General features: G+C 49.8%; 23 protein-coding genes and 1 riboswitch. All 23 genes read left to right on the top strand.

The window, feature by feature from the left end:
• The first annotated feature begins 15 nt into the window (after positions 1-15).
• The 23 genes from gltB to QD47_RS05765 all read left to right on the top strand — a co-directional run bounded on the left by gltB (position 16) and on the right by QD47_RS05765 (position 26,177).
• Entirely contained in the window at positions 16-4,614 is a 4,599-nt protein-coding gene (gene gltB / locus QD47_RS05855) for a glutamate synthase large subunit (protein WP_044645230.1), read from the top strand.
• Between the two features lie 324 nt (positions 4,615-4,938).
• On the top strand, positions 4,939-6,576 hold the full coding sequence (locus QD47_RS05850) for a sensor histidine kinase (protein WP_044645229.1): 1,638 nt from the start codon (positions 4,939-4,941) through the stop codon (positions 6,574-6,576).
• Between the two features lie 215 nt (positions 6,577-6,791).
• On the top strand, positions 6,792-7,433 hold the full coding sequence (locus QD47_RS05845) for a response regulator (RefSeq protein ID WP_044645228.1): 642 nt from the start codon (positions 6,792-6,794) through the stop codon (positions 7,431-7,433).
• Between the two features lie 314 nt (positions 7,434-7,747).
• A complete protein-coding gene (locus QD47_RS05840) occupies positions 7,748-8,491 on the top strand; it encodes a YveK family protein (RefSeq protein WP_200893390.1) in 744 nt (247 codons plus the stop codon).
• Complete coding sequence (locus tag QD47_RS05835; protein ID WP_044645226.1) at positions 8,475-9,113, top strand: CpsD/CapB family tyrosine-protein kinase; 639 nt, start codon at positions 8,475-8,477, stop codon at positions 9,111-9,113. The genes QD47_RS05840 and QD47_RS05835 overlap by 17 nt, the downstream gene beginning before the upstream one ends.
• Positions 9,114-9,152: 39 nt before the next feature.
• Positions 9,153-10,046 (top strand): UTP--glucose-1-phosphate uridylyltransferase GalU, encoded by an 894-nt coding sequence (galU, locus tag QD47_RS05830; protein WP_014280252.1) that lies wholly within the window; start codon positions 9,153-9,155, stop codon positions 10,044-10,046.
• A gap of 16 nt (positions 10,047-10,062) precedes the next feature.
• Entirely contained in the window at positions 10,063-10,761 is a 699-nt protein-coding gene (locus tag QD47_RS05825; protein WP_044645225.1) for a sugar transferase, read from the top strand.
• Positions 10,761-11,696 carry a glycosyltransferase gene (locus QD47_RS05820; RefSeq protein WP_044645224.1) on the top strand — a complete coding sequence of 312 codons (936 nt, stop codon included), beginning with the start codon at positions 10,761-10,763 and terminating at the stop codon, positions 11,694-11,696. Before QD47_RS05825 ends, QD47_RS05820 begins: the two co-directional genes overlap by 1 nt.
• A 9-nt stretch (positions 11,697-11,705) precedes the next feature.
• Positions 11,706-12,224, top strand: coding sequence for a hypothetical protein (locus QD47_RS34050; RefSeq protein ID WP_235332195.1), 519 nt, complete (start codon positions 11,706-11,708; stop codon positions 12,222-12,224).
• Positions 12,178-13,044, top strand: a complete 867-nt coding sequence (locus QD47_RS34045) for an O-antigen ligase family protein (protein ID WP_235332194.1) — start codon at positions 12,178-12,180, stop codon at positions 13,042-13,044. The genes QD47_RS34050 and QD47_RS34045 overlap by 47 nt, the downstream gene beginning before the upstream one ends.
• Positions 13,045-13,048: 4 nt before the next feature.
• Positions 13,049-13,819 carry a WecB/TagA/CpsF family glycosyltransferase gene (locus QD47_RS05810; RefSeq protein ID WP_014280256.1) on the top strand — a complete coding sequence of 257 codons (771 nt, stop codon included), beginning with the start codon at positions 13,049-13,051 and terminating at the stop codon, positions 13,817-13,819.
• A 5-nt stretch (positions 13,820-13,824) separates the two neighbouring features.
• Positions 13,825-15,267 carry an O-antigen ligase family protein gene (locus tag QD47_RS05805; RefSeq protein ID WP_044645223.1) on the top strand — a complete coding sequence of 481 codons (1,443 nt, stop codon included), beginning with the start codon at positions 13,825-13,827 and terminating at the stop codon, positions 15,265-15,267.
• 5 nt (positions 15,268-15,272) lie between these two features.
• Complete coding sequence (locus tag QD47_RS05800) at positions 15,273-16,652, top strand: lipopolysaccharide biosynthesis protein (RefSeq protein ID WP_044645222.1); 1,380 nt, start codon at positions 15,273-15,275, stop codon at positions 16,650-16,652.
• 22 nt (positions 16,653-16,674) lie between these two features.
• Positions 16,675-17,514 (top strand): glycosyltransferase family 2 protein, encoded by an 840-nt coding sequence (locus QD47_RS05795; protein ID WP_044645221.1) that lies wholly within the window; start codon positions 16,675-16,677, stop codon positions 17,512-17,514.
• Positions 17,501-18,688 carry a glycosyltransferase family 4 protein gene (locus QD47_RS05790; protein ID WP_044645220.1) on the top strand — a complete coding sequence of 396 codons (1,188 nt, stop codon included), beginning with the start codon at positions 17,501-17,503 and terminating at the stop codon, positions 18,686-18,688. Before QD47_RS05795 ends, QD47_RS05790 begins: the two co-directional genes overlap by 14 nt.
• Entirely contained in the window at positions 18,682-19,830 is a 1,149-nt protein-coding gene (locus QD47_RS05785) for a glycosyltransferase family 4 protein (protein ID WP_044645219.1), read from the top strand. Before QD47_RS05790 ends, QD47_RS05785 begins: the two co-directional genes overlap by 7 nt.
• Before the next feature lie 28 nt (positions 19,831-19,858).
• Positions 19,859-20,959 (top strand): glycosyltransferase, encoded by a 1,101-nt coding sequence (locus tag QD47_RS05780; protein WP_044645218.1) that lies wholly within the window; start codon positions 19,859-19,861, stop codon positions 20,957-20,959.
• A gap of 5 nt (positions 20,960-20,964) precedes the next feature.
• Entirely contained in the window at positions 20,965-22,293 is a 1,329-nt protein-coding gene (locus tag QD47_RS05775) for a UDP-glucose dehydrogenase family protein (RefSeq protein ID WP_044645217.1), read from the top strand.
• Between the two features lie 3 nt (positions 22,294-22,296).
• The gene (locus QD47_RS31465) at positions 22,297-22,482 is read left to right on the top strand and encodes a hypothetical protein (RefSeq protein WP_152643771.1); all 186 of its coding nucleotides are present in this window, start codon (positions 22,297-22,299) and stop codon (positions 22,480-22,482) included.
• Positions 22,464-22,616 (top strand): hypothetical protein, encoded by a 153-nt coding sequence (locus QD47_RS32070; protein WP_161797154.1) that lies wholly within the window; start codon positions 22,464-22,466, stop codon positions 22,614-22,616. Before QD47_RS31465 ends, QD47_RS32070 begins: the two co-directional genes overlap by 19 nt.
• Before the next feature lie 36 nt (positions 22,617-22,652).
• The gene (locus QD47_RS31460) at positions 22,653-22,835 is read left to right on the top strand and encodes a hypothetical protein (protein ID WP_152643770.1); all 183 of its coding nucleotides are present in this window, start codon (positions 22,653-22,655) and stop codon (positions 22,833-22,835) included.
• A 103-nt stretch (positions 22,836-22,938) separates the two neighbouring features.
• Positions 22,939-24,315: a sugar phosphate nucleotidyltransferase gene (locus tag QD47_RS05770; RefSeq protein WP_044645216.1), complete on the top strand. Its 1,377-nt coding sequence runs from the start codon at positions 22,939-22,941 to the stop codon at positions 24,313-24,315.
• Between the two features lie 166 nt (positions 24,316-24,481).
• A riboswitch (cyclic di-GMP riboswitch) is annotated at positions 24,482-24,562 on the top strand.
• Entirely contained in the window at positions 24,543-26,177 is a 1,635-nt protein-coding gene (locus QD47_RS05765) for a glycosyl hydrolase (RefSeq protein WP_412177959.1), read from the top strand. It overlaps the preceding riboswitch by 20 nt.
• The last annotated feature ends 4 nt before the right edge of the window (positions 26,178-26,181 follow it).

Genomic DNA, 26,181 nt, shown 5'->3' with positions numbered 1-26,181 from the left:
GAAAGGTTGCGTTCCATGAGACAGACAGGTTTACCACCCAAACAGGGATTATACGATCCCCAATTCGAAAAAGACGCCTGCGGCATGGGCTTTGTTGCCCACATCAAGGGAAAACCATCGCACGATATCGTAAGTCAGGCTTTGACCATGCTCGTAAATATGGAGCATCGGGGCGGTCAGGGAAGTGAACCGAACTCCGGTGACGGAGCGGGGATCATGATTCAGGTACCGCATCTGTTTTTCCAAGAGGAAGCGGAGCGACTGGGCTTCAAGCTGCCAAAGGCCGGACATTACGGCGTGGGTATGCTTTTTGTATCCAATGATCCGAAGGTTCGTGAAGTTCATGAGCAGAAGCTGAGAGATATTATCGTAGATGAGGGCCAGAATTGTCTGGGCTTCCGGGATGTTCCGACTTATGACGAAATGCTGGGCAAATCGGCGAAAGCGGCCAAACCGGGCGTACGTCAGGTGTTTATCGGTCGCAGCAGCGATTTGAAGGAAGAGCTGGACTTTGAACGGAAACTGTATGTTATTCGCAAACGGGCGGAGCTTGCCATTCGCTATAACGAAGAGGACCAGAACCGTGAGTCGTTTTATATCCCGAGTTTGTCATGCCGTAAGGTTGTATACAAAGGAATGCTTACAACCGAGCAGGTAGGACAATTTTATCTGGATTTGCAGGATGAGCGGGTGACTTCGGCAATCGCGCTGATCCATTCCCGTTTCAGTACGAACACGTTCCCGAGCTGGGATCGTGCGCATCCTTATCGTTTTATGATTCACAACGGTGAAATTAACACGATGCGTGGTAACGTGAACTGGATGCATGCACGTCAGGCCCAGTTTGAAAGTGAAGCGTTTGGCGAAGATATCGGCAAGGTAAAACCGGTCATTAACCCGGATGGTTCCGATACAGCCATGTTTGATAATACGCTTGAATTCCTGTATCTGAGTGGACGTTCCCTTCCTCATGTAGCCATGATGATGGTGCCGGAGCCTTGGAACAAGCATGAGACGATGGACCCGAAGAAGCGGGCATTTTATGAGTATCACAGTACGATGATGGAGCCTTGGGATGGACCGGCTGCGATGGCGTTTACGGATGGTGTGCAGATCGGGGCAATTCTAGACCGCAACGGTCTGCGTCCTGCGCGTTACTATGTGACCAAGGATGACCTGATCGCCCTGTCTTCAGAAGCAGGTGTACTGGATATCGCTCCTGAAAATGTACTCTACAAGGATCGTCTCCGTCCGGGACGGATGCTGCTGGTCGATACCAAGGAGGGCCGCATCATTTCTGACGAAGAGTTGAAGGAGCGTATCGCTTCCGAGGAACCTTATGAGGAATGGCTGGATGAGCATCTGGTCAATCTGGATGAGCTGCCGGAAGCTCTGGAGCAGCCGGAGCCGAAGCATGAGAATGTAAACCAGCTTCAGCTGGCTTTTGGATATACGTTTGAAGAACTGCGCAAGATTCTAGAGCCGATGGCGCTCACAGGTGCGGAACCGATTGGCTCGATGGGATATGATGCTCCATTGGCGGTGCTGTCTGACCGTCCGCAACGTTTGTACAACTATTTTAAACAGATGTTTGCTCAAGTCACGAATCCGCCGATTGATGCCATTCGGGAAGAGATTGTAACGTCCACGGCAACTACGATTGGACCTGAGCGCAATTTGCTGCATCCTGAGCCGGAAAGCTGTCGTCAGATTCGTCTGGATTCACCGGTGCTGTCGAATGAGGAATTTGCCAAAATTCGTCATGTACACCGTCCAGGCTTCAAGTCGATGACGATTCCGATCTTCTTTGAAGCGAAGGAAGGCGCAGAAGGACTGCGTAAGGCACTCGAAGGACTGTTTGAGGCTGCTGACCGTGTCATTGACAAGGGTCATAACATCCTGATTCTGTCCGACCGTGGCGTGGATGCTGAGAATGCGGCCATTCCGGCGTTGCTGGCTGTCTCCAGCCTGCATCACCACTTGATCAAGCAGGGTACACGCACACGTGTAAGTATTTTGCTGGAGTCCGGAGAGCCGAGAGATATTCATCATTATGCGGTGTTGCTTGGTTACGGCGTGAGTGCGGTTAATCCGTATCTGGCTTTCGAAACGCTGGATGTCATGATTCAGCAGGGCTTGCTGCGCGGTGTCTCGCATGAAAAAGCAATTAAAAATTATATTAAAGCAGCTACCAAGGGTGTCGTTAAAATATTGTCCAAAATGGGTATTTCCACGATTCAGTCGTACCGTGGAGCACAAATTTTTGAGGCCGTAGGTCTCAAACAGGATTTCGTTGATCGCTACTTCACCTGGACACCTTCCCGCATTGGTGGTATCGGTTTGGAGGAAGTCACGGTGGAAGCGCTGGCTCACCACAATCGTGCTTTTACTGACAAGGACGGCAACGACAAGGTGCTGGATTCAGGCGGCGAATATCAATGGCGCAACGATGGGGAAGAGCATTTGTTTAATCCGCAGACGGTACATTTGCTCCAGCAGTCGGTTCGCTCGGGAGACTACAAGCTGTACAAGAAATACGCCAAGCTGGTGCAGGGTGAAACTGAACAGCATTTGACGATCCGCTCCATGCTTCAGTTGAAGCCTGCGGGTAAGTCTGTGCCACTGGAAGAAGTGGAATCCGCTGCATCGATTATGCGTCGTTTTAAGACGGGAGCTATGTCCTTCGGCTCAATCAGTCAGGAAGCGCATGAGGATATGGCGATCGCGATGAACCGTATCGGCGGTAAGAGCAACACCGGTGAAGGTGGGGAAAACCCTGCACGTTTCATTCCGGATGCCAATGGCGATTCTCGCCGCAGCTCGATCAAGCAGGTGGCATCAGGCCGATTTGGTGTAACGTCGAATTATTTGGTGAACGCCGACGAAATTCAGATTAAAATGGCGCAAGGCGCGAAGCCGGGCGAAGGCGGACAGCTGCCAGGACGCAAGGTTTATCCTTGGGTGGCTGAGGTGCGTGGTTCTACGCCGGGCGTGGGACTGATTTCGCCGCCGCCGCATCACGATATTTATTCTATCGAGGATTTGGCAGAGCTGATCTACGATCTCAAAAACGCCAATCCGCGTGCTGACATTAACGTGAAGCTGGTGTCGGAGGTAGGCGTAGGTACGATTGCAACAGGAGTGGCTAAAGGCCGCGCTGACATTATTCTGGTCAGCGGCTATGACGGCGGTACGGGCGCTTCTCCGCAAGGCTCCATCCGCCATGCGGGTATGCCTTGGGAGCTGGGCCTGGCCGAGACACATCAGACGCTGATGCTGAACAATTTGCGCGACCGCGTGGTGCTGGAGACAGACGGCAAGATGCTGTCCGGCCGCGATTTGGTGGTAGCTGCTCTGCTGGGCGCGGAAGAATACGGCTTCTCTACAGCGCCGCTTGTGGCGTTAGGCTGTATTATGATGCGGGTTTGCCAAATGGACACCTGTCCGGTTGGTGTGGCTACACAGAATCCGGAGCTGCGCAAAAATTATATGGGCGATCCTGCCCATGTGGTGAATTTTATGCGTTTCATCGCAGAAGATGTCCGCGAAATTATGGCGGAGCTGGGCTTCCGCACGATTCAGGAAATGATCGGACGTACGGACTGTCTGGATACCGTGAACGCCGATTCGCACTGGAAGAAGAAAGGCGTCGATCTGAGCTTGTTGCTGCATGTTCCTGAACTGGAAGACGGTAGTGTACGTTACCGCGTACAACGCCAAAACCACGGGCTGGAAGAAACGCTCGATATGCAGAAGCTCGTACCGATGGCTGCCGGGGCGTTGGAGAACGGAACAGCTGTAGAGGCTACCATGCCTATAACGAACGTGAATCGGGCCGTAGGTACGATTCTGGGCAGCGAGGTCACCCGCAAGTACGGAGCGGAGGGTTTGCCTGAGGATACGATTCGCTTTAACTTCATCGGATCAGCAGGTCAGAGCTTCGGGGCGTTTATTCCGAAAGGTATCACGCTGAGCGTTGAAGGCGATAGCAATGACTATGTAGGTAAAGGGCTATCCGGTGGTAAGGTTATTGTGAAGAAATCTCACAAAGCGACCTTTAAGGCGGAAGAGAACATTATTATCGGAAATACGGCTTTGTATGGAGCGACTAGCGGGGAAGCTTATATTAGTGGAATTGCAGGGGAGCGCTTTGCCGTTCGGAACTCCGGCGCACGTATCGTCGTCGAGGGTGTCGGCAATCATGGCTGTGAGTATATGACAGGCGGACGTGTAGCTGTACTGGGCGAGACTGGACGGAATTTTGGAGCCGGGATGTCTGGAGGCATTGCATACGTCTATGACCCTCAGGGGATGTTTCTGAGCCGTTGTAACCTGGAAATGGTGTTGCTGGAAGGCGTGGAAGACCCTGCGGAAGCAGCGGATCTGCGCGGTCTGATTCAACGCCATGTCACGTACACAGGCAGCGAAGCGGGACAACGTATTTTGGATGACTGGCAGACTGCGATTCAGCAGTTTGTACGGGTGATTCCAAAGGATTACAAGCGTATGGTTGAACAGATACAAAAAGAAGAGGCGACCGGTTTGAGCGGGGATGAGGCTCTGCTGGCTGCATTTGAAGCCAATATGCGTGAACTGGCGCGTGCCGGGGGTTAATGTAGCCCCTCACCAAATTCACTAAAAAAGGACTTGCTGAATACCGTTGTTAAGATCACGGTAATACCAGCAAGTCCCTTTTTTAGTTCTTTAGAAAACATGATTTATGTCCTTGACAAACGTTATAGTTTCTGACATTACCCCCAAAATGTTTTCCTGAAACGGTAAATATGTTATAAAAAGTGTCATTTTTTTGGAATGTAACCGTTTACGTTAGAGTTTATGTCTTGTTATTTATTTTTGGATTGGTTATGATTTTTTTAGAGTACACAAGCAACTCTAATATGCCCATCGTCACTTCAAAACACAGAATAGGGTGACAGGATGAAGTTGAAGAAGTCAGCAGAAGACCAAATGATTTTTTTGTACCGGTATGTATCACTATCTTTAACGTCGCTTGTTTTTCTGTTCGAATCATCCAGATTAATTGCGTGGCAGAAGTTATTACTTATTGTGTTTCTTTTTTTATCTGTTACATTATTTACGTGGATTTACCGCAAGTACAGACTTCATGATATGGTACTGAAATGTTGCATTGCTCTGGAAACCGCAGGGATCATTTTGTTGCTGCTCCCGACGGGAGGGATGGATAGTCCGTTCAAATGGTATGTGATTACCCCTATGTTGGTGGCTTGTGCTCATCTTTCTATGAGGTACAGTTGGACGCTCCTTCTTTCCTATATCGGCTTGGTACTCACATTTTGTTATATCTTTTTTACACCTGGTCAATATTTTTTGTGGGATATGGTGTTACAAAATGCGAATTTATTTCTGGTGCTGATTGTGACCACGATGGCCATGCAGGTGATCGGTGTCATGAAGAATGAGTTGAAGATGGCGAAGGAGCAAGCTAATGAGACGATGGAACATATTAAGTCGATTTACCACATCATGGAGACGACTAGCCACAACGAGGCATTAAATCTGGGGCAGGTCATCTCGGACTACACGGTTAAGCTGACGAAGCAGAGCCGCGCGTTTTTCTGGTTGGACAGTCAGGAGGAGGATGCGCCGGAGAGCAGTCAGACAGGTTGGACGGTGGAGGAAGAGGAGCAGCTATTCGAGGAGCTGGAGAATTATCGTGAGGAATTCAGGGAAGAGCGGGAGCCGTTTTTCAGGCATCTGCCGGAATGGGGCGATTTTCTCATGATCACGGTACCGATGACGACTCGTTTTGTAGCGACCATCGGACTTAAACTGGGCCCGGATCAAAGTCTGACGGGAAGACGCTGGCTCGTGCAGCAACTGATATTCCTCGCTGAGCTGAGCGCCGTGTTTTTGGAGCGCTATGAGCTGGAACGTATCGAAAATCAGTTGATTGTGACAAATGAGCAGAACCGGATTGCGAATGAAATGCATGATAATGTATCACAAAGTCTTTTTGGCATTGTGTACGCGACGCATTCACTTCGGCAGACATGGCATGATCAGTCCAAGGAGCAGGTGGAGGAACAAATTGAGCTGATTCAGCAATCCGCTAATCAGGCAGTGAGAGAGCTAAAAGGGGCCATTCATAGCTTAAGCTCGAAAAAGAGCGGGGGCCCGACTTGGTTAGGAACAGTGAAAAGCCATCTGCATACGCTGTCCAAGCTGAATCATGTACAGATTGATTTTGATATTCATGGGGATCATTTTTCACTGCCGTACTTGTACCAAAAGGCTTTGTTTCGTATCATATCCGAAGCCGCAGGTAACGCAATCCGGCATGGATTGGCGAAGCGGATTGATGTGAAGTTAAAATTGACGCCTCAAGTGATTAAATTGTCTATTCATGACGACGGAGTAGGATTCGAGACGGCGAGAATGGTTGCAGGAGGTGAGGTGGTCAGTGCAGGCAGTGGCCTGGGCATGATGAATATGGAATATTTAGCTCAATCGATGGGAGGTGAATTTGATATTTCAAGTCGAATCGGAGAGGGAACACAGATCCGATTGTCCATTCCAGTAAACGCTTATGAATAAGAGCATTTTGCATCAATCCCAAGAGCGATTTCAAATCAGCAATATATAGATCGAAACGGTTTAGTTCGTCTATATATTGTACTTTCGAGCGTTGAGAATGGAATTATGCAAAATGCTGATAAAGATGTGTGAACATCCTGCAATACAAAATCTGCGGTAACAATCGGATACATAGGGATTATGCAAATCCTGAACTGTAGACAGGAGGCCGAATCATGAAAATTGTCATTGTCGATGATCATCCTTTAGTACGGAAAGGACTCGCTGCGGTTATATCCATGCAGCCCAATGTTCAGTTTGCGGGAGAGGCCCAGAATCAACAGGAAGCACTTGTGGTTATCGAGGAAACGGATCCAGACCTGGTGCTGCTGGACTTGAAACTCGCCGACGAATCAGGCCTGGATATTATCAAAATAGCACGCGGACGCGGGTTCAGAAGCAAATTTATTTTGCTGACATCCTCGGCCACACGAGAAGACTTCCTAAAAGCGGAGGAAGCTTCTGTGGACGGCTACGTACTCAAGGAGGCTTTGCCTGAGGAACTAATTTACGCGATTCATCTTGTCAACAAAGGACGCAAATATTATGATCCTGCTATTCTGGAGAACAAGCTGCGGGAGGATGCGGGCAATCTGACAGACGACCTGACACCGAAGGAAAAGGAAGTATTGGTCGAGCTGGGACAGGGAGCCTGCAACCGCGAAATTGCATCCCGGTTATTCATCAGCGAATTTACGGTCAAAAAGCATGTCAGTCAGATTTTGGCCAAGCTGCGGCTGGCGGATCGTACGCAGGCAGCGTTGTATGCCAATGCGATTGGTCTGGCGAAGTACGAGCCAAGAACATCTAGCGTGTGATACGCTGAAGGCGGTGGCGATGGAAAGCATGTCCGACTGGACAAGTGCGCCCATGTAGCTTTCCAGTTCAGTTTATATAGCGAGTAACAGAAGAAGCCTCAAAATCACCAGCCTCGGTGGTTTTGGGGCTTTTTTTCGATTTATTTTTCCATAATCAACAAAGACTGGTACAAAAGTATACCATGCCGTAGCCAAAAGTATACAATCTCATCCCCCTGTAGTGATGGAGAAAGTGCCGTCCGGTTCCATGTCGTTCCCACAGCAGCTTGTTACAATAAAATAAGAAGAGAAATTGTATGGGAGGGAGGATTTTTGTGGAGAAAACCATTTTGGATTATCTGGTCCTAATCAAAAAAAGATTGTGGCTGATTGCGATTTTTGTCATTCTCTCATGCGTAACGACTTACTTTGTGAGCGACAATGTCGTGAAGCCGGTCTATTCCGCCTCAAGTCAGCTGCTGGTTAACCATATTTCCGGTAAGCAGGGGAGCAACAATCTGAACGACGTCAACACAAGTCTTAATTTGGTGGAAAGCTACAAGCAAATTCTCACTTCACCCAAAATTATGGAGGCTGTCGTAACGACTCATCCCGAATTCGGCTTGACGCAGCAAAAGCTGGCAGAAAAGCTACAGGTCAAAACCTCGGATAAAAGTCAGGTCATCGGCTTGACGTTTGAGGCAGGGAGTTATCCACAGGCCGCCGCTGTTGTCAACGCGGTAACCCAGAAATTCGTGCAGACAGTTCCGGGACTGATGGAATTGAATAATGTGAAAATCTTGAATGAGGCGGACCCGCGGGCCAATCCTGACCCGACCAATGGAAATCCGCTCATGAATATTGCGATTAGCTTTCTCGTATCGCTGATGATTGCGCTGGGCACGATTGTGTTTCTGGAAAGCATCAACGGTACGCTGCGCACGGAAAAAGAGGCAGATGCGGACATCGGTATTCCGGTGATTGCATCCATCCCGGTCATTCGCAAGAAGGACATCGACGGCGCAGCCGGAAATTCCAAAGAACGGGTAGGGGAGCGTAAATATGCTGCGATTGAATGACATGTTGATTACAGAAAGCAATCCTTCATCGTATGTATCGGAATCATTCCGATCCCTCCGTACATACATCCGGCAGCAGGTCATCGGGCAGACGGACCGCGGGACGGTTCTGCTGCTGACCTCGCCAGAGAGCGGAGCAGGCAAAACAACGCTGCTCGCCAACATCGGCGTTTCCTTTGCACAAGAAGGCAAGAAGGTGGCTCTGGTGGATTGCAATCTCCATACACCAGCGTTGCACGAGATATTTGGATTGGAGAATACCGGGGGGTTATCGGCTTATTTGCGCGGTGGAGCTTCTTCCAAGTCCATCGTCAGGCATGGCGTGCCGGAGCTGTCTATTATTCCCGGCGGAGACACCTTGTACAACGCGGCTGATCTGCTCGGCAGTGAACGCATGGTGGAGCTGCTGGAAGGGCTAAAACGCGAATATGACATCATATTGCTCGACTCGGCTCCGGCGCTGAATTATACGGATGCCCGCCTGGTCGCAAGCATGACGGATGGCGTGATTCTCGTCGCCAGACACGCCCGGACCAAACGGGAAGATTTACGCAAAACAAAGCAACTCATGGATCAGGCCGGTGCGACACTGGTTGGAATTGTGATGAATCAGGTGAAGTAAGCAACACCAAAATTCGATGAAGCAAGGAGAATGAGTGCGATGACGAAAAGAGTGAAAAAGGCCATTATTCCAGCAGCGGGGTTGGGTACGCGCTTCCTTCCTGCGACCAAAGCAATGCCTAAGGAAATGCTTCCGATTATCAATAAGCCCACGATTCAATATATCGTGGAAGAAGCGATTGCTTCCGGTATTGAGGACATTATTATTGTAACGGGCAAAGGCAAGCGTGCTATTGAGGATCACTTTGACAACGCATTTGAGCTGGAATCGAAACTGCTCGAGGACGGCAAGCTGAAGCTTCTGGAAGAGGTACAGCGTTCTTCAGGAGTAGAAATTCACTACATTCGCCAGAAAGAACCCAAAGGTCTGGGACATGCGGTATGGTGCGCAAGACGCTTTATCGGGGACGAGCCGTTCGGCGTACTATTGGGCGATGATATCGTAACAGGTCAGAAGCCTTGCCTGCGTCAGCTGATGGATCAGTATGAGGAAACTCAAAATTCCGTCATTGGTGTACAACGGGTACCGCAGGAGTTCACAAACCGCTACGGCATCATTGAACCGGATCAACAGGACGGACGCCTGTACCGGGTAAACAATTTTATAGAAAAACCGGCTCCGGGCACTGCGCCTTCCGATCTGGCTATTATGGGCCGTTATGTATTCTCACCGAAAATTTTCAAATATCTCGATCTTCAGGAAAAAGGGGCGGGCGGCGAAATTCAGTTGACCGATGCCATCCAAAAGCTGAATCAAAGTGAGCGCGTGTACGCCTATGACTTTGAAGGAACACGTTATGACGTGGGCGAGCGTCTTGGTTATATTTTGACCACACTTGAATTTGCACTCGCTAGCGATGATTTGAAGTATCCGGTTATAGAGGCCATGCACGAGTGGCTGAAAAAGACCGAGAAAGCAACCACGGCAGGTTGAGAGGGGGCACGTCAGCATGAGCATGGAAAATTTACCGGAGGACGGCGAGGCTGTCATGTCAGGTAAAGCGTTTTACATGCCATACGGAAATACACAAATTCAGGATAAAACGTCTTACCTGGTAACCAAGCGATTCCTCGACATGTTGCTGTCTTTTGTGGGTTTGATCGTATTACTGCCGCTTTTTATCGTGGTGGGTGTTTTGATCAAGCTCGAGGATCCGAAGGGAAGCGTGTTTTTCAAGCAAACTCGGGTGGGCAAGAACGAGAAGCTATTCAACATGTATAAATTCCGTTCGATGGTGTCCAATGCCGAGGAGCTGAAAAAGGATTTGATGGAGCTGAATGAAGTGAGCGGCGCCATGTTCAAAATTAAAAACGATCCGCGGATTACGAAGATTGGCAGTTTTTTGCGCAAGACGAGTATTGATGAGATTCCGCAGCTGTGGAATGTGCTGGTCGGGGACATGACATTAGTGGGTCCGCGTCCGCCATTGCCGAGCGAGGTTGAGCAATACTCCGATTATGACAAGCAACGCCTGATTGTCACACCGGGATGTACCGGCTACTGGCAGGTGAGCGCACGTAACAGTGTAGGCTTCGAAGAAATGGTGCAAATGGATTTGAAGTATATTCATGTTCGCAATACGTGGCTCGATCTGAAAATCATCATGAAAACAGGCATTAAAATGCTGTTCTCCAAGGATGCTTACTGATGGATGCATTCAAGCGGTGTCCCGCAGTGTCCGTCGTTATTTGCACCTATAACCGGGCGGACCTGCTGGAAAAAACGCTAATGTCCCTGCTGGAGCTGAACGACCTTGCGCTGGCTGAGATCATTGTGGTCGATAATCGCTCCACCGATCATACGGCGGCGACGATCAAAAGATTTAGTGCCGCACACGGTCAGGATATTCATCTCCGGTATCATTATGAGCGCGAGCAAGGATTATCAGCTGCTCGTAATGCGGGCATTACGTTATCGAGGGCAGAAGTCATTGCTTTTCTGGATGATGATGCGATCCCGTGTGTTACATGGCTGCAAACGATTATGTTGACCTTCGGGAACAATCCCGAGCTGACGGCCATGGGCGGGAAGATAGATCCTTTGTTTGAAACGGAACGACCGGGCTGGCTGACAGGGCCGCTTGAGCTGCCTTACACGATTATTGACTTGGGAAAAGCCATCCGCGAATATCCGGCGGGACTGAACCCGTTCGGAGCGAATATGGCCATGCGCAAAACAGCTTTTGCTGCTGTGATGTTCCCGCTTCATTTGGGAAGAAAGGGAGACATCCTCTTATCTGGTGAAGAATCGTGGGTGTTCGAGCAGATTCGTAAAAATGGCGGAACGATCATGTATCATCCTCACATGGCTGTGAAGCATTTTGTTCCGGCTGCACGGTTGACGAAGGAATGGATCATGAATCGTTACTACTGTCAGGGCATGTCTCACGCTGTTCAGGCCGCAGGCCTGCGCGGCAACGTGATGCTGATGGCGAAGACGGCAGCCAAATGGCTATACAACACGGTGGACTCCCTGCTTGCACGTACTGAGGGCAGAAAGCTGTTGAACCGGTGCAGATTTGAAAGTATACGGGGAACCCTGGATACGCTGCGCAACCGGAAAAGCGAGTCAGCTGCGGGGTGAAGATTGATCATGAGCAACTATCCTTGGACTTCGAGAATAAACACAATACAGCATGTTTTCATTTTTCTTCTGGGCGCTCTTGCTGTAGGAATTGCGGCTACTTATCAGCCGGTGGCCAGCATTGCGGCGGTATGCTTACTGCTTCTGCTGGCCGTTTCTATCCATCATCCGGAGCGCATCAGCTATGCAGTTCTGCTGAGCACGGCGGTATCGGTGGATTCCTTGTATCAGGGTGGCGTATTCGGTATCGAGATTTTGTCATTATACAAATTGGGTATTTTGGCCTTGCTGGTACCTTGCATGCTCGTTTACGGCATACGCCTCAAATTTAGCTATCCGATCTGGGCATTGGTGATCATGCTAGGGATTACATTTGGATTTTCAGCATGGCTGCCTACGCTGACGACCTCAATTGCAGTGAAGGCGTTCGTCGGACTATCGCTCCCCTTCTTTTTTTTACTTGATCCAGTGGAAGAAGGAGGTGGCGGAAAAGCATATCCGGTTGATCAGCCTGCTGCCGATCATTAGTGTGGTCGTTGGACTCGGTTTACAGGTCGTAGGGCTGCATTCGTTTACCGATGTGGAATTTACGGGAGCGGTGAGAGTACAGGGGGCGAACATTCCGCCTCATCTGGCGATGCTCTCCTTTCTCGGGATTGCCGTCTCGCTGATTGAGGTCAAACGCAAGCCGCAGCAAGCTGCCTTTTATTATACGGTGCTGGCGCTGAACTTTTTGATTCTGATTGCCACCGGCACACGCGGCCCGATTCTGGCACTGTTGCTCATGTTTGCTGTGTATCTGTTCGATATCGCCAGGCAGTATCTCAAGGGGAAAGTCAATTATTTGCTACCGCTGGCCGGATCGTTTTTGATTGCTCTGGGGGCGGTGGCCCTGCAATGGAACAATTTAAAAAAACGCTCCTTCGAGCGGGAGACCGATACGGGAATTGATCTGTCGGGACGCTCGGAGGCATGGGAATATTTCTTGAACAGAGTACAGGATTATCCGTGGTCAGGCAGGGGTCTTGGCGCGGTGACAGTTGCGAACGACGGGACGTTATTCAAAGGCTTTGTCGTGCCGCATAACGAGTATATACGCTTTTATTTTGACACGGGATATATCGGCTGCGGGTTATTGATGCTTTCATTGCTGGTCGTGTTCGTTCTCATTTACCGGTCGCTTGCCAAGCCAATCAAACCTTATTTTGCAAGCTTGATTGCGGGCTTTCTGATTTATTCGTTTTCAGATAACACGTTGTCGACGGTTCAGATGATTATTCCATTTTGCTGGTATTTGAACGCTTTATACCAGACATCTACTCAAACCGATTTTCGCAAAGAGAAGTGATACGATGAGCAGAGTGAACATGTTCGATGTCAACTTTGATAATTATGATTTTAACGATCTACTTGAATTTATAGATACTTCTATTGAGCATCAGCGTCATTCCTACATTTTGACCTGTAATGTCGATCATGTGATCAAGCTTCGCAAGGATGATGAATTTCGCAAGGTATATTCCGATGCAGGAGCTGTGGTGGCCGATGGAATGCCAATTATATGGGCGTCCAGGTTGCTGAAAAAGCCCCTCAAGCAAAAGGTGTCAGGCTCCGATCTGTTCACCCGGCTGGGGGAGGCTTTTGAGGATCGAGGCTATCGGTTGTTTTTTCTGGGTGCGGCGGACGGTATTCCTGAGAAGGCGATGCTCAATCTTCAGGAGTCGTACCCAAACATGAATGTAGTGGGTTGTTACTCTCCTTCCTATGGCTTTGAGAAAAATGAGGAAGAGAACAGACACATTGTCCAATTGCTGCAAGAGGCCCGCCCGGACATCGTTTTTGTCGGCGTAGGTGCACCTAAACAGGAAAAATGGATTTACAGATATTACGAGACATATCGCGCTCCGATTTCGATAGGGGTAGGAGCTACGTTTGATTTTCTGTCGGGAAATGTGAAACGTGCACCGGAGCTGATGCAGAAGACGGGATTTGAATGGTTTTGGCGGTTGTCTCAGGAGCCTAAACGTTTGTGGAAAAGATACTTGATTGAGGATTCCCAGTTTCTCGTTCTGCTGTTTAAGGAAATGTTCAAGCGGAACCGGGTGAAGGGAGGTCAGGGGTGAGAAATATGACTCGGCTGGCAGATCAGCAGGTTTCCGTTTGGTTAGGAAATCGGCGTGGAATCGGCATGATCGGCATGGGAGTGCTGGCTTGTATGCTGCCACTCGCCATCGGATTTGTCAGCGCCAAGATGAATCCCACCATGAGCCAGCAGGGAGCCATATTGCTGGCACTCGTTTTTCCGGCTTTTTTGCTGGCGATCATTCAATCGCGGATGCTGATTCCGTACACACTGATGGTGTGGGCAGTAGGACCGGAAATCCGGCGCATTGCAGACTGGCTGGAGGGAACGTATCACTCGGTGTCCTTATTGAGCTTGGCACCGTTGCTGGTCAGCAGCATGTTGATTATTCCTGTGCTGCGTGGCATTCATCAGGCGGAAAAGCCATTGACCCGAATTGCTGTGTTTTTTGGGATTGAACTGGCCTACGGAAGTGTGGTCGGGTTGTTCAAAAATGGAATCGTTTTTACCTATGATTTAGCCAACTATGTGATTCCTTTGCTACTGCTGCCTTATCTTGCGATTAAGCCCATGAAAGCGAAGGAGCTGGATCGTCTGCTGTATTCGTATGCTAACATTGCCGTTCTTGTGGCGATTTACGGCATTATTCAGTATTTGACAGTGCCTCCTTGGGATGCGTTTTGGATGAATAACGTAGAGATGAATTCTATCGGTATACCAGAGCCACTCCAAATCAGAGTTTTCTCTTCTATGAACTCGCCTGGTCCCTGCGCTATTTTCCTGGCAATGGCGCTCGTACCCATGCTGATGGAAAAACGGTGGCGCGGCACATTGGGATGGATCGGAGTCCTGCTGACGGTCGTTTGTCTTTTGATCACGCTGGTACGTTCGGCATGGCTGATTGCATTCGTTATGCTGCTGGCGTATATCCTCACTTCATCCTCCAAGGGAAAGTGGAAAACCTTGTTTCAACTTGCTGTCGTTGGCCTCCTTCTCTTCATCATTGTTCCGAAGCTGCCGGGAGCAGAAGGTCTCGTGGCCCGCATGCAAACGTTGACGGATATTCAACAGGATCATTCGTACAATGAACGCCTGGATCTGTTGCATACGATGCTTCCGGCCATTGTCGGTAATCCGGTGGGGCAGGGGATCGGGAGTGTCGGAATTGGAACCAAGCTAGATAACGGCGGCGATCTCGGTGAACTTGGGATTATGGATAATGGCTATATTGCCATTTTTCTCACCTTCGGTATTTTCGGAGCATTCTTTTTCTTCGGTGGTCTGTTCGTTATCGTCAAGCGCCTCCTTGTCCGCATTGCCGAGCGAGATTCCAGCCAGCCTTATATCAGACTGGCGTTGGCTACGTGGGCCGGAGCTGTAGCCAGTCTCATATCGGATAACGGCTTTCCCGGTATGCGCGGCTATCTGATCTGGATGATGATCGGAATAGGACTGTGGGCGAAAGATGTCATCGCGGAAAGAAGGTAAAGGCTGTGCAAAACTTACAAACATTATCCGCACCTGTCCGGACACTATGGTCCACGGTGGTTCGCTTTGCCAAAAGCAAGGATAGCAGCTCGGCAGCAGTCAAAACGATGATATTCAGCATGCTGATTCTCGTCGTGAACATGCTGACTGGCGTGCTGACGGCCCGATTCCTGGGTCCTACCGGACGCGGGGAACAGACCGCGATGGTGAACTGGTCCCAATTTCTCGCCTTCTGCATGAGCTTCGGTGTCCCGTCCGCGTTGATTTACAATGCGAAAAGGAACCCGGAGGAAACAGGCAAGCTGTACGGCCTCGCCTTGCTACTGGCGACGATGTTCGGGGGCTTGGCGACACTTATCGGCGTGTTCCTGATTCCTTATTGGCTGCGCTCCTTTTCTTCATCGGTCATCCTGTTCGCCCAATGCTCCATGATGATGTGTCCGCTTATCGCGATCTCACAGATCAATAATGCATTGCTTCAGGTCCGGTCGGAATACAAGCAGTACAATTTGTTTCGGTATCTGGTGCCGCTGAGCACGCTGCTGGGTCTGGCGATCCTGATCCTGACGGGTCAAATGAATCCGTACACCTCAGCCTTGGCCTATTTGCTGCCAGGTTTGCCGATTTATATCGGTGTCACGATTCGAATGGTTCGGCTGTACAAACCGAAGGTGAAGAACAGCTGGACGCAATTCAAAAATCTCTTTACCTACGGCATGGGCTCATACGGCAACGATCTCATGGGGCAGGTTTCTAGTTACATTGATCAGATCCTGATTGCGGGTCTGCTCAGACCGGCTGATCTCGGCTTATATGCGGTAGCGGTCAGCCTGGCCCGGATGGTGAATGTATTTTCAACCTCGATTATCGTCGTGCTCTTTCCCAAGGCCTCCGGGTTAAACAAGGAGGACGCGGTTGCAATAACATTCCGGGCATTTCGGGTGACTTCAACAGCAACGATTCTGGCTGCCATGATGCTGATGCTGATTGCTCCGTTCGTATTTACATTGCTATATGGTCAGGAGTTTAAACAAGCGCTTACGGTATTCCGGTTACTGGTGCTTGAGGTTGCCATCAGCGGAGGAACCATGGTGCTGGCACAGCAATTCATGGCGCTGGGTAAGCCCAAGCTGGTTACCATCCTACAGGGTGTCGGATTGGCGCTCGTCATACCATTGCTGTCTATACTCGTTCCGAGATACGGCTTGACGGGTGCAGGGATAGCAATGCTGTCTTCGGGGATTCTACGGTTCGGTTTCATTTTATGTAATGTTAAATTCGTTCTGAAAATGAAAATTCCGAGACTACTTATTTCCAAACAAGATATTCAATGGCTCCGATCAACGATGTCACACTACATCCGGAAAAAGCCAGTTAACGGTTAGATAAAGAAGGAGGCACCCCCTAATGAACCACATGTCTAGCGTTCCCGCGGACAACCGGATATCCGTAGTTATTATCGCTCAGGATGATGGCACTCGAGTCACAGCCGCCATTAAATCCTGCAAGCCCTTTGCGGACGATATCGTCGTCATTGACGGAGGGAGCAAGGACAATACGATTCAGGTAGCTGAATCATTGGGCTGTCGGGTGTTTTCCAACCCATGGCCCGGTTATGCGAAGCAGCGCATGTTTGGTGTTGAAAAAGCCGAATTTGATTGGATTTTCCTGATTGATACGGACGAGGTGGTAGATGCGGAGCTTCTTGGAGATTTGTTGAAGGTCAAGGAAACACTCCATGATCCGGCCAAAGCATACTCTGTGTTTCGAATTGGTGATTTTTTGGGCAAATGGATGAACAAAGGCGAGCATTTGGTTCGTCTGTACAATCGGCGTATTTACGGCATTACGAATAGTCTTGTTCATGAAATGCCGGATGTAGCCTCTTCCCAGATCATTAAACTGGAGGGTGTGTTATGGCACTACGGCTTCCGCAGTATCAGTGATCATATGACCCGTTTTAACAAGTATACGGACCTCGAAGCAGAGACGGCCTTTAACAAAGGCAGATCCTTTCGGATTTCCAGGCTGTTGTTGCGACCTCCAGCCCGCTTTGTGCAGAAGTATTTTGTCCAAGGCTTATACCGCAAGGGATTGGCAGGTTTTGCAGTAGCGGTCTTTTGGGTGATGTACGAATTTCTGGTCTGTTTCAAGCATTATGAGCTGACGAAGCGGCGAAAAAAAATAGAGATTGTGGAAGACGGACAGACCGAGCAGAAAGGAGAAACCAGCTATGTCGTACAATAACGGATTTCGCATTGCAGCAACAGGGCTTAGCTGGCCGTCCTTGCAGCCCGGCGGATTAAACACGTACTTCAAATCCATCTGTGAGCAACTGGCGGAGCAAAATACGCTGGATGCTTTAATCTGTAGCGATGAGAAGCCGCAAGTACCTGAAAATATCCGAATTCATTCGATTGGCAGCAAGCAGCAATCCATCTGGAAGCGTCGAGAGCTGATGCAAAAATATGCAGCAACGCTGTTCGACAAGCAGCCGATAGATGTGCTGTACTCCCATTTTGCCCCCTATGGTGTCGGCCCGGCGCTGGAGGCGAAAAAACGGGGAATTCCGGTAGTCACCACCTTCCACGGCCCATGGACGGAGGAAATGAAGATTGAAGGGCAAGGCCTCAAGCATCTGCTGAAAACAACGTTGGCCAAATCCATTGAAATGAAGGCTTATGGTCTGGCGGACAAATTTGTAGTGCTGAGCGAAACCTTTCGGGATATTCTGCATGAGCATTATAAGGTTCCACTCAGCAAAATCCATATCATTCCCGGTGCGGCGAATGTAGAGAGGTTCCATCCGGCAGAGGATCGGGGGAGGGTGCGGGAACGGCTGAATTTGCCACAGAATGCGACGATTGTGCTGACCGTCCGTCGTCTTGTTAACCGAATGGGACTGCTGCAGCTGCTGGAAGCATGGCGGCGGGTAACCGAGCGTCATCCTGATCATCTGCTGCTGATTGGGGGGAAGGGACCTCTGATGGAGGAATTGGCTTCCAAGGTGGCAGAATACAATCTTCATAATCATGTGAGATTGCTTGGATATGTATCGGATGAGGAACTCCCCCTGTATCATCAGGCATCGAATATGTTCGTTGTGCCGACACAGGCACTGGAGGGCTTCGGCCTGATTACGGTGGAAGCGATGGCCTCGGGGTTGCCGGTGATGGCGACTCCTGTAGGCGGCAACAGGGAAATTTTAAGTGGGTTCCGTCCGGAGCTGTTGTTCCGGGGAACGGACAGCGAAGCCATTGCGGAAGGACTGCTGCGTGTGCTGGATAACCGCGAAGCCCTTCCCAACGCACGGGAATGCAGGGACCATGTCCTGAGCAAATATACGTGGGGACATGTGGCGGAGCAGGTGGAAGATGTGTTCCGGCAGGTCCTTGACAGAAAGGCGGCTGCAAAATGCTGAGAATAGCTTATATTGACCACACGGCAAGATGGAGCGGTGGCGAAGTCGCGTTGTATAACATACTGACGAACATCGGGGAACATATCGACCCGCTCGTGATTTTGGCGGAGGAAGGCGATTTGGCCGATCGTCTTCGGCAGCGCAATATTGATGTGCGTATCGTTCCGCTGGATGATTCCATTCGCAATCGGGGACGGAATGCCGTCAATCTGGGTGCGCCTGCGGCAGCCTACCGACTGTTGGCTTATGGGAAAAAGCTTGCGCCTTTGCTGCGCGAGGAAAAGGTCGTGTGTGTTCACACGAACTCGCTCAAGTCGGCGTTCTACGGCGCAGTAGCCGCGAAGTCAGCGAAGGTGCCGTTGATCTGGCATATCCGTGACCATATCGGTCCGCCGTACCTGAAGCCGATTGTGGCCAAAGGCATTCGGCTGATGTCCCGCTTTTTGCCCAACGGCGTCATTGCCAATTCCAAGTCCACGCTGAGTGCGCTGGAGCTGCCCCCGGACAAAAAGACGCTCGTCGTCTACTCGGCATTTGCCAAAGCGATTACGGCCCGTGATGCGACTGCAAATTCACGTGACGATGACTCGTTTAACGTCGTGTTGGTCGGCAGACTGGCAGAGTGGAAGGGACAGCATATTTTATTGGAAGCGGCGCGCTCTTTTTTACCGGATAAGCGTGTGAAATTTTGGCTGGCTGGAGATGCGCTCTTCGGCGAAGAGGAATACAAACGCCGTCTGGAATCCACGATGCGCGAATACGGATTAGACAACGTCAATTTACTTGGACACGTCGATGACATTCAGGGCCTGATGCAGCGTTGTGATCTGCTGATTCACACCTCCATCACACCGGAGCCGTTCGGGCAGGTCATTATTGAAGGCATGGCCGCAGGGCTGCCGGTGATTGCTTCGAATGAGGGTGGACCTAGGGAAACCGTCGTACCGAACGAAACCGGGCTACTTATTGAACCGGGTGATCCGGCCAAGCTGGAAGAAGCCATCCGCTGGATGCTGGAGCATCCACAGGAACGTCAGCAAATGGGCGATAAAGGGATGGAACGGGTCAAGAAGCATTTTGTTATCGAGAACACGGTTAAGGATATAGTTCATTACTATAAGGGTTTGTTGGCAGGAGTCTGACCGACATTCGCGTTAAAGGATGATTCAGATGAAAATAGCGATAGCACACGATTACTTAATCCAAATGGGCGGAGCGGAAAGGGTGGTAGAGGTATTCCACGATATGTATCCGGAGGCTCCAATCTTCACAACGGTGTTCAGCGACGACCGCCTGTCGAACAACTTGAAGGATGCAGATATTAGAGCCACCTGGCTACAGAACATCCCGGGAGTGAAGGCCAATTTCAAAGGAGTGCTGCCGCTGTACCCCATCGCTATCCGTGATTTTGATTTTAGGGATTTCGACATTGTGTTAAGCTCCAGCAGCGCATTTATGAAAAGCATCCAGGTACCTAAACATACGTTTCACATTTGTTACTGTCACACACCGATGCGGTTTGCCTGGGATTACGATACATATATGGCCCGGCAGTCCAAATCCAACCTGCTCAAAAGCATGCTAAAGCTTTACATGAATCGGTTGAAAACATGGGATGCCAAAACTTCTCGCAACGTAAACCAATTTGTCGCCAACTCTTCGGTCGTCAAACGGAGAATCCTGCACTATTACCAACGGGAGTCGGATGTCATTTTCCCTCCTGTTAATACATCCCGTTTCCAACGTGCTACAAGCATCGGTGACTATTACCTGATCGTATCCCGATTAGTGTCCTACAAGCGCGTTGACCTGGCGATTGAGGCATTCAAGCGCAATGGTCTCAAGCTGCGCATTGTCGGTGAAGGACCGGATCGCAAAAGACTGGAAGGCATGGCCTCCCCGAACATTGAGTTTCTTGGCAGACTTGAAGACGAAGAGGTCAACAAGCTGATGGCAGAATGCCGTGCGCTCGTTTTTCCGGGGGAAGAGGACTTCGGTATCACGCCTTTGGAGGCGAATGCAGCTGGACGGCCTGTTATCGCTTATCAGGGCGGGGGAGCGTTGGATACCATTGTCCCTAATGTGAATGGTGTATTTTTCCGCAGACATCAGGTAGAGGATGTGCTGGAGGCGGTCGCCAAGGTCGAGCAGCATGCATGGGATGTGGACGGTATCATTAGCCATGCACGCAAATTTGATGAAGATACGTTCAAGGATCATTTCAAAAAGTATGTAGAGCAAGCCTATGTGAACTTTCTAAAAGGAGGATGAACGGAATGAAGCTGGCTGTAATCGGTACTGGATACGTTGGACTCGTCTCGGGCGTGTGTTTTGCACATAAAGGTAATGAGGTGATTTGTGTCGATCTGGAGCAGCACAAAATCGATATGCTGAACCGGGCGGAATCTCCTATTTATGAACCTGGCATTGAGGAATTGATCGCGTTAAATCTGGAAGCGGGTCGTTTGGAGTTTACTTCGGATTTGTCCGACGCGGTTCGCCGCTCGGATATCGTTATTTTGGCGGTAGGTACGCCGTCTCTGGCTAACGGTGAAGCTAATCTGTCCTACATTGAGCAGGCTGCTGCTGATGTCGGGAAGGCCATGAACGGGTATAAAATTATAATGACCAAGAGCACGGTGCCTGTCGGAACGAACGAAAAGATCAAGGACGTGCTGGCCCGTCATACGAGTTTGTCCTTCGATATTGTATCCGCTCCGGAATTTCTGAGAGAAGGCTCTGCTATCAATGATACACTCCATCCAGATCGCATCATTATCGGTTTGGACAACACGGGGCTGCGTGAAACGATGGTTTCGCTGCATCAGGTGTTCACGGATAAAATTTATGTAACGGATATCCGCAGTGCAGAGATGATCAAATACGCGTCCAACGCATTTCTGGCGACCAAAATCTCGTTTATCAACGAAATCGCCAATATTTGCGAAAAGGTAGGCGCGGATGTTACCTGTGTGGCTGACGGTATGGGGATGGACAAACGAATCGGGTCCTCTTTCCTTCAAGCTGGGATCGGGTACGGTGGTTCTTGCTTCCCGAAAGACACGAATGCGCTCATCCAAATTGCGGGTAATGTGGATTATGAATTTAAGCTGTTAAAATCGGTGGTCGAGGTTAACACTGACCAGCGTTTCATGATCGTATCCAAGCTGCGTGAATCGCTGGGTCAGCTGCACGGCGTGCCGATTGGCATTTGGGGCTTGGCCTTCAAGCCGAATACAGACGATATCCGCGAGGCTCCGGCACTGGAAATCGTTGAAACGCTGATTCAGGCAGGTGCTATTGTGAAGCTGTATGATCCGATTGCAATGGAAAAATTCAAGGAGCGCGTGGATCATCCGAATATTGTATGGTGCTCATCCCCGCAGCAAGCTGCCGAAGGAAGCGACGCGGTCTGCCTGCTGACCGATTGGGAAGAGTTTAAAAACGTCAATCTCGTACAATTGTCTTCCATTCTGCACAAGCCAGTCCTGATTGACGGTCGTAACGTATTTACGGAGGAGCAGATTCAAGGCTCCGGGTTGGAATACTATTCCGTGGGTCGTCCGCGGATGAGTGGGTGGAACAGAGACAAGGTGGAAGCTTAAAAAGTGACTGTGGTGGTGTTGGAGACGCTACGCGTTCCATTTGATCTTACGATCGCTGTTGCCGTGGGATTCTTGGATGATATAAAACATTCCAAGGTAAGAATCCCACTGCAAAGGCGAACGCTGGCGCTTCTCCAGATTCAAATGGACCGCTTCGCTGCTTTTACCGCATGGAGCCACAATTTTTAACCTCCACCTTATGGGGGGAGGTAGGAAGGGCAGATCCGCAGGAGCGGCTCAGTGAAGCCGCTCCTGCGGATCAAAGCGCCATGCGGCTGCGCCGCACCGCTCCTTCGGAGCAAGGGCGTGGCAGGGCAGACTGATACTTTAAGCCTGCAAGCACGGCAGGCAAGCGTCGAGTGCTCGCGCATCTTTACAGGCTGACCGGACATGAATCGTCCGGTCGTGCCTTTTGCAATACACGGTATGATCGGCATGATGCATATTTGAGTAGCGCAGGGATGGATTTGAATCTGGAGAAGCGAAGCGCTCGCCTTTGGAACGGAATTCAAACCTTTACACGATTTTATACAATCGAGTGAATCCCGGTCCAACAGCGATCGTAAGATCAAATCCATCCCGTAGCGGGCTACTCGACCTTGCCCATCCGATCACCTACCCAAATTAGAGAGGAAGTGGAGAGTTATGAAGCTCGTACTTTTGTCTGGTGGTTCCGGTAAGAGATTATGGCCTTTGTCCAACGATTCCCGTTCCAAACAATTTTTGAAGGTGCTGGAGAGTCCGGAGGGGAATTCGGAATCTATGGTGCAGCGGGTGTGGAGACAACTGGGGGATAACGGCTTGTCCGAATCCTCGTTTATTGCAACAGGGAGAGCGCAGGTTGAAATGATTCAGAGTCAGGTTGGGCAGGATACGCGCATCATTGTTGAGCCGGAACGAAGAGATACTTTTCCCGCGATTGCGTTAACAGCCACTTATCTATATTCCATCGTGGGTGTTTCGCCCGATGAAATCGTTGCTATATTGCCGGTAGATCCCTATGTAGAGGATGCTTTCTTTGCTACAGTCGCCCAGTTGGAACATACCCTTCAGGAGAGTGAAGGCAAGCTTGCGTTAATCGGGGTTGTCCCTTCCTATCCTTCTGAGAAATATGGTTACATTATACCGAAAAATGATGCCACACAAGGTAGCACAGGCTACCGCGAAGTGAGCCATTTTCAAGAGAAACCCGACCGGGAGCAGGCGGAGCGTCTGATTGAACGCAATGCTCTATGGAACTGCGGGGTTTTTGCATTCAAATTAGGATATTTGCTTGATATCTTGGCATCCAAAGGATTGCCGCTGAACTATGAAGAAATGCAAAAGAAATACGATTCCCTGGAAAAAATCAGCTTTGACTACGAGGTAGTCGAGAAGGAGAAGGATATCGTTGTTCTTCCATATGATGGATTCTGGAAGGATTTGGGTACCTGGAACACCTTAACAGAAGAAATGTCCCATCAGCAAGTGGGCAGAGGCGTAGTCACGGAGGATTGCGTCAATACGAGCCTCATCAACGAACTGGATATCCCGGTGGCAATCATTGGAACGAATGATCTGATCGTAGCTGTCAGCCCGGATGGCATCCTTGTGACCAATAAGGCGGAAAGTCCGCGCATCAAGGAGGTGCTCAAGGCTCATAATCAGCGTCCAATGTACGAAGAGCGCCGTTGGGGTCATTATCGGGTAGTGGATTATGTGAAGTATGACGAGGGCAACGAGGTATTGACCAAGCGAATCCGTGTGCTGCAAGGCAAAAATATCAGCTACCAACTTCATTTCAAACGGAGTGAAATTTGGACCATTATTAGCGGTGAAGCGGAAATTATTTTGAATGAAAAGCTGCATAAGGTGAAGGCTGGTGATGTGGTTCGCATTCCAGAAGGGACGAAGCATAGCATTTTAGCCGTGACCGATGTGGAATTGATCGAGGTACAGACAGGTTCTGAGTTGATCGAAGAGGATATTGTCCGTTTTTGCATGGATTGGGATGAAATTTCCCGTCACCAGTTCATTTCATAAATGAGCATCTTGCAACAATCCTGAAAGATAAAAAATGACTCATCTATGAAGTATTTTAGGCCGAACTGTCGAAAATACGCGAGAATCTGTAAATTCATGAACATGACCTATTAAATTTTGGTAAAAAAAAGTCGATACTTAGGGTAAGAAGGAATCCAAACTCCTTCCACGATAAACGCAGCCCTGTTGAAAGGCAGGTACGCAAAGCTAAAGGGCCTTCCGTGAGGATGGCAGCCTGGCTACCGAAAGGAAGAGCGAGAGTGAGCCCCTATTTTACCCCTGTGTATCGATGGATACGCAGTGTACTCCCCGTTGTTATGCTTTTTTCTTTGTTGCCCGCCGGTTTTGGTGAATCTCTGTCCGTGGCGAATGCTGCCACATTACAGCCTGTTAATTCGGACGCTTCTGCTGAGGCCCGTGAACTATACAACTATTTGATCAGCATCTCGGGAAAAAAGATGGTCACAGGTCAACATGATTATTTGGAAAGTCCGGATGAATTAAGCAACAAGGTCCAAAAAATCAGTAAGGCGTATGTTGGTGTACATGGCTACGAGATGGGAGCCATCTCCGGCCAGTCCGCCACTACGGAGGCAGCACAACGTAAAAATGTCGTCGATAGCGCCATACGTTGGAGTAGAGCTGGCGGCATGGTTACGATGACTTATCATGAACCGCTGCCGGGTAAACCCCTGACTTGGGCCAATGTGCAGGCCAAAGTAAGCCAGGCGGAGTTCAATAAATATGTGACGCCGGGTACTGCGCAGTATAATCTTCTCATTGCCGATCTGGATAAGGTCGCTGTATCGTTAAAGCAGCTTCGTGATGCAGGAGTTCCAGTATTATGGAGACCTTATCACGAAATGAACGGCGACTGGTTCTGGTGGGGAAACAAAAACAATTTCAATCAGCTATGGAATATCATGTATGACCGTTTTGTAAACACGCACCAACTGAACAATCTGTTGTGGGTATGGAGTCCGAATGCGCCTAATTCGTACACTGTCCCATATACCCCGAAATATCCGGGGGATGACAAAGTGGATATTTTGGCTGTAGACATTTACAACAATGATTTTAAGCAAAGCCATTACGAAGGATTGCTCGGACTGGCACGGAATAAGCCGATTGCCATTGGGGAACACGGTGAGGTGCCTAGTCCCGAGGTGATGAAGGCTCAGCCTAAATGGGTGTATTCCATGACCTGGGGCAAGATGTTGACCGAAAATAACACGACGGATCAGATTCAGGATTATATGAATGATTCGACAAGCTTGACGCGGGATGACGTGAAAAAAGGGTTGGCTGCGATGAAACAACCTGACACGGAGCTACCAACCGTACCGGACACGGGACAAAATGGCTCGACTCCGGCTCCGCCAGTGGTAATCGTTCCTCCGCCCCCAGCCCCGCCTTCCGTTCCGGATATGGTCTACGCGAACGGGCTGCGGGGTGAATATTTTAACAGCATGGATCTGGACGGCACGGCTGTTTTGGTTCGCACAGACAGTAAGCTGGATTATAACTGGCGTGCCGCCTCGCCTGATCCAGAGGTGGAGGCTGATCAGTTCTCGGTCCGCTGGACGGGCAAAATCAAGCCGCAATATAGTGAGACCTATACGTTTACCACGATATCCGATGATGGCATTCGTGTATGGGTAGATGGCAAGCTGATTATTGATAGCTGGTTCAAACAAAGCTGGACAGAACGCAAGGGCAGCATCTCCTTGCAAGCAGGCAAAATGGCAGATTTGAAGGTTGAATATTATGATGAAAAAGGCGACGCAATGGCACGTCTGATGTGGGAAAGTCAGCATGAAGCGAAAGCGGTAATTCCCGGCAACGCTTTGTTTCTTCCTTGATATA

The organism is Paenibacillus terrae (assembly GCF_000943545.1).
GTDB classification, from domain to species: domain Bacteria; phylum Bacillota; class Bacilli; order Paenibacillales; family Paenibacillaceae; genus Paenibacillus; species Paenibacillus terrae_A.
Note: the sequence above shows the minus strand (reverse complement) of the source record. Positions and strands in the feature narration are given on the sequence as shown.

Excerpts from the sequence above, each read along its gene's own strand:
- gltB (WP_044645230.1), top strand. The coding sequence starts at position 16 with ATGAGACAGACAGGTTTACCACCCAAACAGGGATTATACGATCCCCAA.
- QD47_RS05850 (WP_044645229.1), top strand. The coding sequence starts at position 4,939 with ATGAAGTTGAAGAAGTCAGCAGAAGACCAAATGATTTTTTTGTACCGG.
- QD47_RS05845 (WP_044645228.1), top strand. The coding sequence starts at position 6,792 with ATGAAAATTGTCATTGTCGATGATCATCCTTTAGTACGGAAAGGACTC.
- QD47_RS05835 (WP_044645226.1), top strand. The coding sequence starts at position 8,475 with ATGCTGCGATTGAATGACATGTTGATTACAGAAAGCAATCCTTCATCG.
- galU (WP_014280252.1), top strand. The coding sequence starts at position 9,153 with ATGACGAAAAGAGTGAAAAAGGCCATTATTCCAGCAGCGGGGTTGGGT.
- QD47_RS05825 (WP_044645225.1), top strand. The coding sequence starts at position 10,063 with ATGAGCATGGAAAATTTACCGGAGGACGGCGAGGCTGTCATGTCAGGT.
- QD47_RS05820 (WP_044645224.1), top strand. The coding sequence starts at position 10,761 with ATGGATGCATTCAAGCGGTGTCCCGCAGTGTCCGTCGTTATTTGCACC.
- QD47_RS34050 (WP_235332195.1), top strand. The coding sequence starts at position 11,706 with ATGAGCAACTATCCTTGGACTTCGAGAATAAACACAATACAGCATGTT.
- QD47_RS05810 (WP_014280256.1), top strand. The coding sequence starts at position 13,049 with ATGAGCAGAGTGAACATGTTCGATGTCAACTTTGATAATTATGATTTT.
- QD47_RS05805 (WP_044645223.1), top strand. The coding sequence starts at position 13,825 with ATGACTCGGCTGGCAGATCAGCAGGTTTCCGTTTGGTTAGGAAATCGG.
- QD47_RS05795 (WP_044645221.1), top strand. The coding sequence starts at position 16,675 with ATGAACCACATGTCTAGCGTTCCCGCGGACAACCGGATATCCGTAGTT.
- QD47_RS05790 (WP_044645220.1), top strand. The coding sequence starts at position 17,501 with ATGTCGTACAATAACGGATTTCGCATTGCAGCAACAGGGCTTAGCTGG.
- QD47_RS05785 (WP_044645219.1), top strand. The coding sequence starts at position 18,682 with ATGCTGAGAATAGCTTATATTGACCACACGGCAAGATGGAGCGGTGGC.
- QD47_RS05780 (WP_044645218.1), top strand. The coding sequence starts at position 19,859 with ATGAAAATAGCGATAGCACACGATTACTTAATCCAAATGGGCGGAGCG.
- QD47_RS05775 (WP_044645217.1), top strand. The coding sequence starts at position 20,965 with ATGAAGCTGGCTGTAATCGGTACTGGATACGTTGGACTCGTCTCGGGC.
- QD47_RS32070 (WP_161797154.1), top strand. The coding sequence starts at position 22,464 with ATGGAGCCACAATTTTTAACCTCCACCTTATGGGGGGAGGTAGGAAGG.
- QD47_RS05770 (WP_044645216.1), top strand. The coding sequence starts at position 22,939 with ATGAAGCTCGTACTTTTGTCTGGTGGTTCCGGTAAGAGATTATGGCCT.
- QD47_RS05765 (WP_412177959.1), top strand. The coding sequence starts at position 24,543 with ATGGCAGCCTGGCTACCGAAAGGAAGAGCGAGAGTGAGCCCCTATTTT.